Raw genomic sequence first — 12,664 nt, 5'->3', positions numbered from 1 at the left:
AACTCGGGCATTACGGACAATTACCCCCATTTAGCCGCACCCCGCCCGGCCCACCACAAGGCGCGCCCGCCGCACCGCCCCCGCACGATGCGAAAGAGGCCCGCCGCCCGGCGAAGCCCCGGTCCGCGCTCTCGGGAGAACCTGCCATGACCGTCAGTCTGGAGCAGTTGCGACGCTGCCATTTCGCCGTCGACCTGGGTGCCGCCCGTACCCGTGTCTACGTCAAGGGCGCCGGGCTCGTCGTCGACCAGCCGTCCGTCGCCGCCGTGAACACGCGGACCGGCGCGCTGATCGCCGTAGGAGAGTTCGCGGAGAAGATGACGGGCCGTACGCCCGACTACATCCGGGTGGTCCGGCCGGTGTCCGGCGGGACCGTCGTCGACATCGAGATGGCGCAACGCATGCTGCGGCACCTGATCGGCGACAAGGTCCGCCGCGCGCTGCGCCGCAAGCCCCGGCTGCGGGCCGCCGCCTGCACCCCGCACGACGCCGATCCGCTGGCGCAGCGCGCCGCGATCGAGACGCTGGTCGGGCTCGGGGCGCGCCGGGTGGAACTCGTCGACACGCTGATCGCCGCCGCCGTGGGCTGCGGGCTGCCCGTCGAGCGGCCCGAGGCGACCATGATCATGGTGTGCGGGGCCGCCGCGACCCAGGTCGCCGTGCTCTCCCTCGGCTCGATCGTCACCGCCGAGCGCATCCCGGTGGGCGGCGAGGCCGTGGACCACGCGATCGTCCAACACCTGCGCCACGAACACGAGTTGATGCTGCCGAGCCAGTCCGTACGGCCGTTGCAGCTGGCCCTGTCCGGCAACGGTCTCACCCCGCACGGCCCGACCACCACCGAGATCCACGGGCGGGACGTGGCGAGCGGCCTGGCCCGTTCCGTACGGGTCGACACCGCGGCCGTACGGGACGCGATCGAGACCCCGCTGACCGCCGTGCTCGACGGGATCGGCCGGGTGCTGCGCAACTGCCCGCCCGACCTGGTGGCCGACCTCGCGGACCGCGGGATCATGATGGTCGGCGGCAGCGCGCTGCTCCCCGGCTTCGACCAGATGCTGCGCGCGGCGACCGGGATGCCGGTGCACATCGCCGAGCGGCCGGACGTGTGTGCCGTACAGGGCCTGGGTTACATGCTGGAGGGCAAGATCGAGCCGCTGGTCCTGGACCCGCTGGCCACCGCCTGAGCCCCGGCCCGGCCGAGGCGGACGACGGCGCCCCCGACCTCTCGCGCCTCCTCGAAGCCGTCCTGAGCGTCGGTTCCGAGCTCGAACTGCGCACCACGCTCCAGCACATCGTGGACGGCGCCGCCGAGCTGACCGGTGCGCGGTACGCGGCGCTCGGGACCACGGACCCCGGGCAGGACGGCCTCACCGAGATCCGTACGGGCGGGGCCGCGCCGCCGCCCGCCGGGGTGCTCAGTGTGCCGATCCACGTCCACGACGAGGTGTTCGGCCACCTCCACCTGGCCGGGAAGCACCACTGCGTCCCCTTCACCGCCGAGGACGAGCAGCTCCTGCACGTCCTCGCCGCCCAGGCCGGCATCGCGATCGGCAACGCCCGTCTGTACGAGACGGCCCGGCAGCGCGAACGCTGGATCGAGGGCGCGGCGGCCGTCACCACCGCGCTGCTCACCGGCGAGACCGCGGCCGACGCGCTGAAGACGGTCGCGGAGGGCGCGCGGGCCCTCGCCGACGCCGCCGCGGGCGTGATCCTCCAGCGCACGGCGGCGGGCGGCATGGAGATCGTCACCGCGTCCGCCCCCGAGGATCCGGGCGACATCGTCGGTACGACCATCGAGCCCGGCAGCCCCGTCCTGGTCCAACTCCTGGGCGGCGAACCGGTGTTCATCGACGACTCGGCGACCGACCCGCGCATGACGACGCATGTACGGCACCGGTTCGGCCCCAGCATGATGCTCCCGCTCCAGGCGGACGGCCGCCTCATCGGCACCCTGGCCCTCCCCCGCCACCCGGGCGACCGGCCCTACACGGCCGTAGAACGCCTGCTGGCAACGCAGTTCGCGTCCCAGGCCGCGCTCGCGCTGGTCCTGGCCGACGCGCAGCACAGCCGTGAACGTCTCGCGGTCTACGAGGACCGGGACCGGATCGCCCGCGACCTGCACGACCTGGTCGTCCAACGCCTGTTCGCCACCGGCATGTTGCTGGAGTCCACGCAGCGCAGAACGGAGGGGACCGACCAGGCCCACGAACTCCTCGGGCGCGCGGTGGACGAACTCCAGTCGACGATCCAGGAGGTCCGCACGGCGATCTTCGCCCTGCAACAACCTCCGGCCGAAGCCCCAACGAGCCTGCGGGGCAAGGTACTTCGGGAGACGGCTGCCGCCTCCGCCGTCCTGGGCTTCCAGCCCTCCACCCACTTCCAGGGCCCGGTGGACACCGTCGTCCCCGACCCGGTGGCGACCCACCTCGTCGCCGCTCTCCGCCGCGCCCTCACCACCGCGTCCGGCCGCGCCGACGTGTCCCGCGTGGAGATCACGATCGACGTGACGACATCGCTGCCGGACGGCAGGGACGCCGTACGGCTGAGGGTGTACGACGACGGGAGGACCGGTGACGGCGACAGTGGCGGCACGACGGTCCGTTGGCAGTCGCCGCTGTGAGAGCGGCGCCGGAGGGGTGGCAGCAGGGCAGGCGACGGGGTGTCAGTACGGCAGGATCCGCCCCGACGGCGTCCTGCGGTCGATGGTGTCATCGCGGGGCGTGATGGGCCGGCGACTGACGCGAACGCGGATCTGTCGGTTCATGGCGCCCTCCCGAGGCTCATATCTCCTATGCCCCTCTCCTATGCCCCACACTCGCCCTCGCGACTCCCAACAACATCAAGTCCGTACGGTGAGACCCATGACGACCACCTTCACGCTGCTGCACCCCGGCGCCATGGGCGCGAAAGTGGGCGGCGAGGCGACCCGTACGGGCACCCGGGTCCTGTACGTCCCGACGGGCCGAAGCCCCGCCAGCCTCCAACGCGCCCGCGAGGCAGGCCTGGAGCCCGCCGACTCCCTCGAATCCGCCCTGGCCGCAAGCGACTTCGTCCTGTCGGTCTGCCCGCCGCACGCGGCGGAGGACGTGGCGCGAGAGGTCCTCGCGCACCCGTTCCGGGGCGTGTACGTCGAGGCCAACGCGATCAGCCCGGACCGTACGCGGCGCATCGCGGCGGCGTGCGCGGAGCGTGGGGTACTGATGCTGGACGGCGCGATCGTCGGCGGCCCGCCCGGTCCGGGCAGCGCGCCGCGCCTGTACCTGAGCGGCGACGAGGAGCAAGTCGCCCAGCTGGCAAGGGCGTTCGAGGACACGCAGGTCGTGGCCCGCCCGCTGAACGCCCCGCTCGGTGCCGCGTCGGCGCTGAAGATGGCGTACGCCTCGTACCAGAAGTCGGCCCGCGTCCTGGCCGCCGTGTCGCACGCCCTCGCCGCCCACCACGGTGTGGCCGCCGAACTCGCCCGCGAGGCAGGCTCGTTGACGTCCAACATCCTCGCCGAGACCGACCAGCTCCCCAGCGTCGCGGCCCGAGCCTGGCGCTGGGCACCGGAGTTGGAGGAGATCGCGGCGACGCTCCGTACGGCGGGGCTGCCGGCCGACATGGCGGAGGGCGCGGCGGCGGTACTGGGCCGGTGGGCGGACGACAAGGACGCCTACGACCTGCCGCTGGAGGAGGTACTGGCCCACCTCAGGACGGAGGACTGACTCAGGGCGCCGTCGTGGGTCCGATGCTCCGGAGCTCCTGGACGGTCCCTCCGAGCCGGGATCGGAACCCCTCCAGCAACTCGGGCACCGCACTGACGACCCAGCGGGTGCCGACGAGGTACTTGCCGCCGTAAATGGCGGCACTGTCGAGCCAGGTCACCTTGAACCGTTCCTCGGGGAAGGTGGTGATCCGGTACTCGCCTTGCTCGGTACGGCAGAGCCCCTCGCGCAGTTCCTCCGCCTCGACCCGGATCTCGGCGGTGCAGCCGGTCAGGCCGGCGATCACCTCGACCTTGGCGGGGGCTACTACTCCGGCTTCGGGGGCGGCGGTTACGGCGGTCCGCGCGGCCGACGCGCGCTTTCGATCCGCGGCGTCGTCGCTTTCGCCTCCGCCGCAGGCCACGGCCAGCGGGAGCAGGGCGAGCGCGGCACCTCGGCGCAGGCGGGAGGTATGTCCTGGGCGGGGTGATGCCTGCCGTGTCTGGTGGTGGGTCATGGCAGGGGGTACGGGGGTGGTGGGGCGGCTGTTCAAGCGGTCGCGGTGCCGACCTAGGGCTCAGTTCCGCCGACGCCGTTCCTGCCCGTACGGGCCACGGCGGTCATGGGCCCGCCACTCCTCCTCCACCGGGTCCCGGTCCCCACGCCCGGACCGCTCACCCGCGGCGGCTATGTGCTGCCCGCTGGAGACCTTCGCCAGCAGCAGCTTCATGGGGTCCGCGTACTCGTCGCCGTAGCGCTCGCGTTCCCGCTCGGGAAGCGGCCCCGGGTCGGGCGGCCGGAGGGCTGTCTGCCGGACCTTGGGCCGGGGCGCGGAGTCCGGGGCGGGAGCCTGGACGAAAGACGGATCGGCGATTCGCCGCCCGGCTCCACGGGTCACCCCGTTGCGGGCCGCTTCCCGCGCGGCGTCGGCCGCACGCGACTCCCGCGCTTGACGCTGTGCGGATTCCGCGGATTCCGCGGATTGAACGGATTGCACGGATTGCACGACCTGAGCCCGCCGCGCGGCCTTCCGCTTCCGCCGACGTCCACCACCGCTCCCGCCGGCGCCCGTACTCGCGCCCGCGCCTGCGCCCGTGACTGCCGGAGCCGTCTTCCCCTCGGGTTGCGGAGGTCGTGGCGCCTTGGAATCAGCCACCCGGACAACCGCCCCATTGGGATACGTCCATGTCTTCCCACCCACCAGCAATCCCCCCGGACAGCCGAGCCAATTGGGCACCGATGGAGGGGAGTTGCCCCTCGCGACCGCCGTGGAACCGTCGGTCTCGGGGTTGGCGGGGAGTTACGCCGATTGCCGTAGTCGCCTACCGGGGGACCGATTCGGACGGCAGTACCAAGAGTGAAGTCCCGGAACTCCCACCTGGCACAACGCCGGTCGCTGACACGCTGGTTGGGGTGATCACTGGTCGGGGTGGTCGGATCAGCTCGGTGAGCCGCGCTGTCGGGGGGCGGGCGTGACGGTTCGGGAGGTTGTCGGGGGTTCCGGCGCTCGGCGGGCGGGCGGTGAGGGGCCGCGGGCGGTGCCTCGGCATGTGGCGTGTGTGATGGACGGGAACGGGCGGTGGGCGGCTCAGCGGTCGTTGCCTCGTACGTCGGGTCACCGGGCCGCGGAGACGACCGCCATCGATGTCATCGAGGCGGCGCGGGCGGCCGGCGTCGAGTGGCTGAGCATGTACGCGTTCTCCACCGAGAACTGGGGGCGCCCGAGTGCCGAGGTCGATTTCCTCATGCGGCTGGTGCGGCGGGTGGTGCGCAAGCACGCCCCGCTGCTGCACGCGCGGGGCATCCGCTGCCGCTTCCTCGGTGTCTCCGATCCCCGTATTCCCCCGGCGCTGGCCCGGGACTTCGCCGACCTGATGACGCTGACCGGCGACAACCGCGGCCTGACGCTGACCGTCGCCTTCGATCACGGCGGGCGCCGGGACATCGTCGAGGCCGCGCGGTCGCTGATCCGCGACGGCGTGCCGGCCGACGGCGTGACCGAGCAGACCTTCGCCGCCCATCTGCCCTTCCCCGACACCCCCGATGTGGACCTGGTCATCCGTACCTCGGGGGAACAGCGCATCTCCAACTTCATGCTGTGGCAGGTCGCGTACGCCGAGTGGGTCTTCCCGCCGGTGCTGTGGCCCGACTTCCGCGCACCGCACTTCCTGGAGTGCCTGCACGCCTACCGGCAACGCGAACGCCGTTTCGGCGGCGTCCCGCCCCTCCCGAACGGCCTCCCGCCCATTCCGAACGGAGAACTTCGATCGTGACCGACGCAGGTTCCGGCATCCCCCAACAGCCGCACCCGGCTGGCGACTTGACGCCCATGTTCGGCCCCGGCTCGCAGTTCGACGAGTTCTTCAACGATCCGCGCTGGGCCCTGGCCGTGGTGCGGGCGACCGTACTTGAGGCCGCGCATCCGCAGATCGGCGCCGCCCTGATCGACAACTCCACGTTCGTCGCCCACCCTTGGCGCAGGCTGCAGAACACCTTCCTGAGCCTGCGGCGCATGTTCGGCGCCGACGACGACGTACGGCAGCGGGAGGCGGCGCGGCTCAACCGGCTGCACGCGCGGCTGAACGGGACCGACGCCCGCGACCGGCCGTACGACGCGATGGACCCGGCGGCGCGCGCCTGGGTGGTGGCGACGCTGTTCGAGAGCACCGTCACCATGTTCCGGCTGAGCGGACAGCCCCTGGAACAGCGGGCCATGGAGAGGCTGTACGCCGAGTTCCAGGCGTTCCTCGTCGCCCTGGGGAACGAAGCCGGTCAACTGCCGCCCACGCTGCACGAGTTCTGGCGGTACTACGACCGCGTGGTGGAGGAGGAGCTGGAGAACACGGAGGCGATGCGCATCATCCTCTACAAGCTCTTCGACCACCTTCCCGCTCCGCCGCTGCTGAACGGTCTGCCCACGCTGTGGGCGCTCGGCCGCGCGGTCGGCGGTCCGGTCGTCGGGGCCATCACCGTGGCCTCGCTGCCCGAGCCGTTCCGACGCCGGGCGGGGCTGCCCGAACTGCTCGGCGCCCAGACCCTGATGCAGAGCGCGTACCTGACCGTGGGCCTGGCCCGTTTCCTGCCCGACGGCTGGATCCGGGCCGAGAACGTCGCCGACCTGCTGGCGCTCACCCCCGACAGCGACGACCCCCGCGCACGGACGGTCCGCGCCCTGCACCAGAAGATGAAGCGAGCCGGAGCCTTCCTCCGGCTCGTCACGCCCTTCGCCACGGAACCCGAACCGGAACCGGGGGCGGGACCGGAGCCCGCCGCACGCGGAGGGATGCGGCGCGACGCCGAGGAGTTCTTCCGGGAGGTGCTGGACCAGACCGGCGACGGTTACCTGGACTGGCCGGACCTCGCCGCCATGGCCCGCGAACTGTCCACCCGCCTCGACCTCGACGAGCCCGAGGAGACCAGGCTCTACACCGCCTACGCCGACTGGTGGCGGGAACTCCAGAGCGCCCTCGACACCGACGGCGACGGCCGCGTCAGCGCCCAGGAGTACGCCGCGGCCGCCCCGTCCCTGGCCGGACCCGCGCTGATCCGCGTGGCCGAGGTCCTCTTCGACGTCACCGACAAGGACGGCAACCAGCACATCGACGCGGACGAGTACCGGGCCCTGTTCCGGACCGCGTTCCGTCGCGACACCACGGGTGCCGGCACCAGTGGCGGCACCGGCGGCGCGTACACCCGTAGCGCGTTCGTCAAGGACTTCCTGTCCTTCATGTCCGGCCGACAGCGCTCGACCCCGTACGACCCGCTGCTCGCCCAGGCCTGACCACCCGCCACGTCCCGGACGCACAACCGTTCCTGGCACGTGGACAGTGGCCAGGAGATGCCGGTCGGACGGTTCCGGCCGCTGCCGAGCGGGGACGGCACTCTCCTGGTGACCGGTTACGAGGAGCCTCCGGGGGCGGGGCGATCTCCAGCGTGAGGGTGAGGGCCGACGCGGGGGCGCGGAACCTGTGCCGGCCCTCCTTCGGTACGCCCATCAGCTCGCAGATCACGCTCATCGGCAGCCGGACGCGTCCGCGCGGCCCGGCATCCCGGCGGGCCGGGAAGAACGAGGCGACCAGGGCGGTCCTGGCGGCCGACGTCACGGCGGCCGAACTCGTCCAGTATTTCTCGGACTTGGCCGCCCGGCTTGGCGAGCACGAGATGCCGGCCGTGTTCCAGAGCCGCACCAGCATGTCGTCCCCCTGCGAGCCCACGCGAACGGTCCACGATCCGGGGGCGGTGATGGAAACGGCGGTACGTCACCGGGCGGCGCGCAAGCCGCGGCCGGCGTCGGCCCAGCCGCGTCCGTGGACCCTGCTCGGCACGTAAGGGGACCTCTCCACGCGGTGCCGGAGACATCGGCATGTCGACACGGTCAACACCCCTTACGGAGCTCGCATGTTGACTACGTGTTAACCCGATGGAGTGACATCTGGGACCACGGTTGACGGTGATAGCATTCCGCCGTCTGCGACCTTGATCCACTTTTGTTCGGACCCCGAGCCCGAACGCGCTCATCTCCTCGCGTAGATCAGTCATGCAGTCCCCTGGACGGGTTGCGGATCCCTGCAAGGCGTACTCGACGACGCCTGCATGCCACGCGCCGGGAAAGGTTTCCATGACTCAAGACGTGCTTCTTTGGTGCCTGGTCGCGATAGCGGTGATAGCCATAGCCGCAGTCGTCGCACTCGTGCTCCGCAGCAAAGCCCTGGGGAGGAGGAAGAAGGAATCCGAGGCCGCGCTCGAAGCGCGGCTACGGTATGCCCAGGGTGAACTCGACCGCGTTCAGGCCTCCTTGGTGAAGATGCGGGACGAGCAGGACGATGTCATCCGCGAGGCCGGGCAGGCCGCCGAGGAGAACACCAAGGCGGTCCTCAAGGGCGCCGCCCGGTTCCTGCAGAGCCTCGCGGCCGAGCAGACCACGCTCCTGGACGGGGTCCAGCGCGAGTACGGCGGCCACGCGGTCCTCTCCGACCTGATGGACATCACCCACGCGAACGCCCAGATGGCCCGCAAGGCACAGGGCATCGCCGTCATGTGCGGTGCGCCGCTGGGCCGCCGCAACCAGCCGGCCAGCGTCTACGACGTCGTACGCAGTGCCCAGAGCCAGATCCGCAACTTCCAGCGGGTCGAGATCATGCAGCCCAGCGGCATCGCGCTGAAGGCCTCCGCGGTCGCGCCGGTCGCCCTGGCCGTCGCCGAACTCCTCGACAACGCCGCCAGTTTCTCCCAGGCGGACGCACCGATCGAGGTCACGTTCCGGCAGGCCCAGAAGAACCTGTGCATCGTCATCGACGACGCCGGTGTCGGCATGGGCGACGAGGACCGGCAGCGGGCGAGCGCCCAGCTGTCCGGAGAGGGCCTCCCCCGGCTGTCCCAGCTGGGCACCCAGCCGAAGTTCGGCTTCCCCGTCATCGGCCTGATCGCCCGTCAGCACGGCTTCACGGTGGATGTCACCGGTGTCTCCCGCTACGGCGGCGTGCGGGCCGTCGTACTCCTGCCCGAGGAGCTGTGGACCATGGAGGAAGCCCTGCCGCCGGCCACCGAGGCGCCCGTGAGCAGCATCCGGCCCATGGAGAGCGGCAGGTCGGCGCGTACGGCCGGCGGCCTGCCCAAGCGCGGTGCCCGTATGTCGCCCAACGGTGTCGGCACCGGTGGGGAGCAGTCGCCCCGCCGAAGCGCCCGGCGTGGCTCCGGCAGCCTGGCCGCCCTGCAGCGCGGTACGCAGTCCGCGCGTGACACGGCCTCCTTCGACACCCCGACGCCCGGAGGGTCCGAAAACGCATGAGTACAGGAGACCTGTCCTGGATGGTCCAGGACATCGTGGACAACGTGCCGAGAGCACGGCATGCCGTGGTGTTGTCCGCGGACGGCATACCACGCGGCTCCACCGACGATCTGACCGGCCAGGACGTACGGACCATCTCCGCCGCCATGGCGGGTATGCAGTCGCTCAGCCGGGCCACCGCCCACTTCGCCGGACTGGCCCGGGACCGGCAGTGGATCCAGACGGTCATCGAGTTCCAGCACGGCTGGGTCTTCCTGATCGGGGCCGGGCAGGGTGCCTACCTGGCCGCCGCCGCGGAGCCCGACGTCGACATGGAGCAGCTCTCGTTCCGGATGAACCGGCTGGTCTCCCGGCTGGGCAACAACCTCACGGCCCCGCCGCGGGTGACCGCCGGTGACGTGCCCCAGCCCGGGGACACCTCCGGGGCCCTGCGGGACGGAGGGGGCGGGGGCGTCTTCCTTCTCTCCGAACTGGACAAGGCGGTGGCGTCGGTTCCGGGCGCCCTGCACGCCCTGCTGCTCGGCGCGGACGGTCTGCCGCGCGGGGCGAGCGCGGGGATCGGCAGGAACCTCGCGGACACGATCTCGGCGGCCATGACGGGCATCCACGCGTACAGCCGGGCGACCGCGCCGTTCGCGGGCGGGCAGCAGGACGACGAGTGGATGCAGACGGTCATCGAGTTCGAGCACGGCTGGGTGTTCCTGATCGCGGCCGGCGAGGGCGCGTTCCTCGCCGCGGCCGCCGAACACGGCTGTGACATAGAGGAGTTCACCGTACGGCTGGGCGACACGATGCCGGCGCTGACCGCCGGGTCGGCCGCCCGGGGAGGAAGGACGGGCGATGAGTGACGAACTGGACGGCGAGCTGGAACTGACGGCCCCATTAGTCCCCCTCTTCGTCATCGCGCAGGGTCGCGCGCTGCCACGGGAGAGCGAGTACGAGCACACCACGATCATCACGGCCCAGGACGGTGCCGTGGCGGCGGCGCGCACGCTGGCCCCCGAGGCCCGCACGGTCATGGACCTGATCGCGGACGGCTTCCTCTCGGTCGCCGAGGTCGCCGCCCACACCCGGCTGCCCCTGGGCATCGTCCGCATCCTGTTGGCGCAGATGGCCGAGGACGGCCTGATCCATGTGCGCAATCCGGTGCCCCACGCCGAACGCCACGACCCCGTCCTGCTGACCGCCGTGCTCGACGGCCTGATGCGAATTCGAACCGGAGCGTAGTCCCGTGTATCTGGATCCCGACGTCTCCCGCTCCGTGAAGATCCTGGTCGTGGGCCACTTCGCGGTCGGGAAGACCACGTACATCGGAAGTGTCTCCGAGATAGAACCGCTGCAGACCGAGGAGGAGATCACCGAAGCCAGCGAGGGTCTCGACGACCTCTCCGAGACCCCGGACAAGACGACCACGACCGTGGCGATGGACTTCGGGCGTCTCACCCTCGGCGAGGACCTGGTCCTCTACATCTTCGGCACGCCCGGGCAGGAACGCTTCAAGCAGATGTGGGAGGGGCTGTCCCGGGGAGCGCTGGGGGCGCTGGTCCTGGCGGACCCCGAGCGGCTGGAGGAGACGTTCCCCGTCCTCGACCTGGTCGAGGCGTTCGGCCTGCCCTACGTCATCGGCGTCAACACGTTCGAGGGGAAGCACGAGTTCCCGCTGTCGGAAGTGTGCGAGGCGCTCAACCTCTCCGAGGAGACCCCGGTCATCCACTGCGACGTCCGTGACCAGGACTCCTCGATGCAGGCACTCATCACGCTCGTGAAGCACCTCTTGTCCTCACTCGGCTAGGAGCCAGCATGCAACAGTCCTTCGACCCGTCCGGGGCACCGGCCGGTTGCCCCGCGCACGGCAACGTCCCGCTGTACGGGTCCGACTTCGGCTCCGACCCCGAGAGCATGTACGGCCGGCTGCGGTCCCTGGGGCCCAGCGCCCCGGTCGACATCGCGCCGGACGTCGAGGTCGAGCTGGTGACCAGTTACGACGCCAGTCTGTACATCCTGCAGAACCCGACCCTGTTCGTGCGGGACTCGCGCCGCTGGAACGCCCTGAACGCGGGGGAGGTCCCCGCGGACAGCCCGGCCCTGCCCATGATGGGGTACCGGCCGAACGCGCTGTTCAGCGACGGCGCGGCGCACGCCCGGCTGCGGCAGGCGGTCACGGACAGTCTCGCGACCGTCGACCAGGGCCGGATCGTCCGGCTGACGCAGCAGTCGGCCGACTACCTGATCAGCCAGTTCGGCTCCGAGGCCCTCGGCCAGGCGGAGTTGATGTCCGCCTACGCCCAGCCGCTGCCCCTGCTGGTCTTCGGTGAGCTGTTCGGCTGTCCGCCCGAACTCGGCGACCGCGTGATCGCCGGGATCACCGGGATCTTCCAGGGCACCCCGGGTGCCGACGAGACCCTGGGCGGCGCGCTCGCCGAACTGATCGCGCTCAAGCGGCGGCAGCCCGGCGAGGACCTCACCACCCAGCTGATGGTGCACTCCTCCCGGCTGACCGACGAGGAGGTGCTGCACCAGCTGGTGACCCTGCTGTCCGGCGGCACCGCGCCCCTGACGGCCTCGATCGGCACCAGCGCCGCGCTGTACCTCAGCGATGACTGGCCGAGCGGCCTGCCGATCGAGGACGCGGTGGTGAAGACGTTGTGGAACTACGCGCCGATCGCCAACTACGCGGCCCACTACCCCACGCAGGACGTCGAGTTGGGCGACCGGACGCTCCGGACGGGCGACCCGGTGCTGATATCCTTCGCGACCGCCAACACCGACCCGAAGCTGACCGCACACCGCGAACAGCTCAGCTCCAAGGCCCATCTGGCCTTCGGCGCCGGCCCGCACGCGTGCCCGGCCAAGGACCCGGCGTTCATGATCGCGGCCACGGCCGTCGAGTCGCTGCTCAACCGGCTGCCCGACGTCGAGATGCGCGTCCCCTTCAAGGAACTCTCCTGGGTACCGGCGCCGTGGAGCCGCCAGTTGGTGACCGTGCCCATCCGGTACACCCCCCGCGCCGTGCCGTCCGCGGCCGGGGCCCGGCCGGCGGGGCGGCCGTCTCCCGCTCAGCTCGCCCAGTCGCCCGCCGCCGTACCGCAGCCGAACGCGTTCAGCCGGCCGTCCCATGCCGCTCCGCGCCCCAAGGGCGGGATGTTCAGCCGCTTCCGCGCCTGGGTGAATGGCGAGTGACGTAGGTAAC

General features: G+C 71.4%; 13 protein-coding genes. 11 read left to right on the top strand and 2 right to left on the bottom strand.

What is annotated here, in order from left to right:
- The first annotated feature begins 146 nt into the window (after nt 1-146).
- From OG226_RS33510 to OG226_RS33500, 3 genes are all read left to right on the top strand, one after another.
- Nucleotides 147-1,187: a rod shape-determining protein gene (locus OG226_RS33510; RefSeq protein ID WP_328683537.1), complete on the top strand. Its 1,041-nt coding sequence runs from the start codon at nt 147-149 to the stop codon at nt 1,185-1,187.
- On the top strand, nt 1,184-2,623 hold the full coding sequence (locus OG226_RS33505; RefSeq protein ID WP_443067018.1) for a GAF domain-containing protein: 1,440 nt from the start codon (nt 1,184-1,186) through the stop codon (nt 2,621-2,623). The genes OG226_RS33510 and OG226_RS33505 overlap by 4 nt, the downstream gene beginning before the upstream one ends.
- 241 nt (nt 2,624-2,864) lie before the next feature.
- Nucleotides 2,865-3,707 (top strand): NAD(P)-dependent oxidoreductase, encoded by an 843-nt coding sequence (locus tag OG226_RS33500; RefSeq protein ID WP_329350981.1) that lies wholly within the window; start codon nt 2,865-2,867, stop codon nt 3,705-3,707.
- Between the two features lies 1 nt (nt 3,708).
- Here the strand turns inward: OG226_RS33500 and OG226_RS33495 are convergent, their stop codons facing one another.
- Both OG226_RS33495 and OG226_RS33490 read right to left on the bottom strand, forming a co-directional pair.
- On the bottom strand, nt 3,709-4,203 hold the full coding sequence (locus OG226_RS33495) for a hypothetical protein (RefSeq protein ID WP_328683535.1): 495 nt from the start codon (nt 4,201-4,203) through the stop codon (nt 3,709-3,711).
- 60 nt (nt 4,204-4,263) lie between these two features.
- A complete protein-coding gene (locus tag OG226_RS33490) occupies nt 4,264-4,683 on the bottom strand; it encodes a hypothetical protein (RefSeq protein ID WP_328683534.1) in 420 nt (139 codons plus the stop codon).
- 541 nt (nt 4,684-5,224) lie between these two features.
- On the opposite strand from OG226_RS33490, the gene uppS reads away from it, so the two are divergent.
- From uppS to OG226_RS33450, 8 genes are all read left to right on the top strand, one after another.
- Entirely contained in the window at nt 5,225-5,959 is a 735-nt protein-coding gene (uppS, locus tag OG226_RS33485; RefSeq protein ID WP_443044826.1) for a polyprenyl diphosphate synthase, read from the top strand.
- Nucleotides 5,960-6,015: 56 nt separating this feature from the next.
- A complete protein-coding gene (locus tag OG226_RS33480; protein WP_329353586.1) occupies nt 6,016-7,467 on the top strand; it encodes an oxygenase MpaB family protein in 1,452 nt (483 codons plus the stop codon).
- Between the two features lie 152 nt (nt 7,468-7,619).
- On the top strand, nt 7,620-8,015 hold the full coding sequence (locus OG226_RS33475; protein WP_329350980.1) for a hypothetical protein: 396 nt from the start codon (nt 7,620-7,622) through the stop codon (nt 8,013-8,015).
- A gap of 289 nt (nt 8,016-8,304) precedes the next feature.
- Nucleotides 8,305-9,474, top strand: coding sequence for an ATP-binding protein (locus OG226_RS33470; protein WP_328683532.1), 1,170 nt, complete (start codon nt 8,305-8,307; stop codon nt 9,472-9,474).
- A gap of 20 nt (nt 9,475-9,494) precedes the next feature.
- Entirely contained in the window at nt 9,495-10,322 is an 828-nt protein-coding gene (locus tag OG226_RS33465; RefSeq protein ID WP_328686505.1) for a roadblock/LC7 domain-containing protein, read from the top strand.
- Entirely contained in the window at nt 10,315-10,701 is a 387-nt protein-coding gene (locus OG226_RS33460) for a DUF742 domain-containing protein (protein ID WP_019055714.1), read from the top strand. The genes OG226_RS33465 and OG226_RS33460 overlap by 8 nt, the downstream gene beginning before the upstream one ends.
- 4 nt (nt 10,702-10,705) lie before the next feature.
- A complete protein-coding gene (locus OG226_RS33455) occupies nt 10,706-11,266 on the top strand; it encodes a GTP-binding protein (RefSeq protein ID WP_328683531.1) in 561 nt (186 codons plus the stop codon).
- Between the two features lie 8 nt (nt 11,267-11,274).
- Nucleotides 11,275-12,654 carry a cytochrome P450 gene (locus tag OG226_RS33450; RefSeq protein ID WP_329350979.1) on the top strand — a complete coding sequence of 460 codons (1,380 nt, stop codon included), beginning with the start codon at nt 11,275-11,277 and terminating at the stop codon, nt 12,652-12,654.
- Nucleotides 12,655-12,664 lie beyond the last annotated feature (10 nt).

Source organism: Streptomyces sp. NBC_01261 (assembly GCF_036226385.1).
Lineage (GTDB): Bacteria > Actinomycetota > Actinomycetes > Streptomycetales > Streptomycetaceae > Streptomyces.
This window is presented reverse-complemented; position numbering and strand designations above follow the sequence as displayed.

What these genes read in the sequence shown, in the direction of transcription:
- OG226_RS33510 (WP_328683537.1), top strand. Translation starts at nt 147, where the DNA reads ATGACCGTCAGTCTGGAGCAGTTGCGACGCTGCCATTTCGCCGTCGAC.
- OG226_RS33500 (WP_329350981.1), top strand. Translation starts at nt 2,865, where the DNA reads ATGACGACCACCTTCACGCTGCTGCACCCCGGCGCCATGGGCGCGAAA.
- OG226_RS33495 (WP_328683535.1), bottom strand. Translation starts at nt 4,203, where the DNA reads ATGACCCACCACCAGACACGGCAGGCATCACCCCGCCCAGGACATACC.
- OG226_RS33480 (WP_329353586.1), top strand. Translation starts at nt 6,016, where the DNA reads ATGTTCGGCCCCGGCTCGCAGTTCGACGAGTTCTTCAACGATCCGCGC.
- OG226_RS33470 (WP_328683532.1), top strand. Translation starts at nt 8,305, where the DNA reads ATGACTCAAGACGTGCTTCTTTGGTGCCTGGTCGCGATAGCGGTGATA.
- OG226_RS33465 (WP_328686505.1), top strand. Translation starts at nt 9,495, where the DNA reads ATGGTCCAGGACATCGTGGACAACGTGCCGAGAGCACGGCATGCCGTG.
- OG226_RS33460 (WP_019055714.1), top strand. Translation starts at nt 10,315, where the DNA reads ATGAGTGACGAACTGGACGGCGAGCTGGAACTGACGGCCCCATTAGTC.
- OG226_RS33450 (WP_329350979.1), top strand. Translation starts at nt 11,275, where the DNA reads ATGCAACAGTCCTTCGACCCGTCCGGGGCACCGGCCGGTTGCCCCGCG.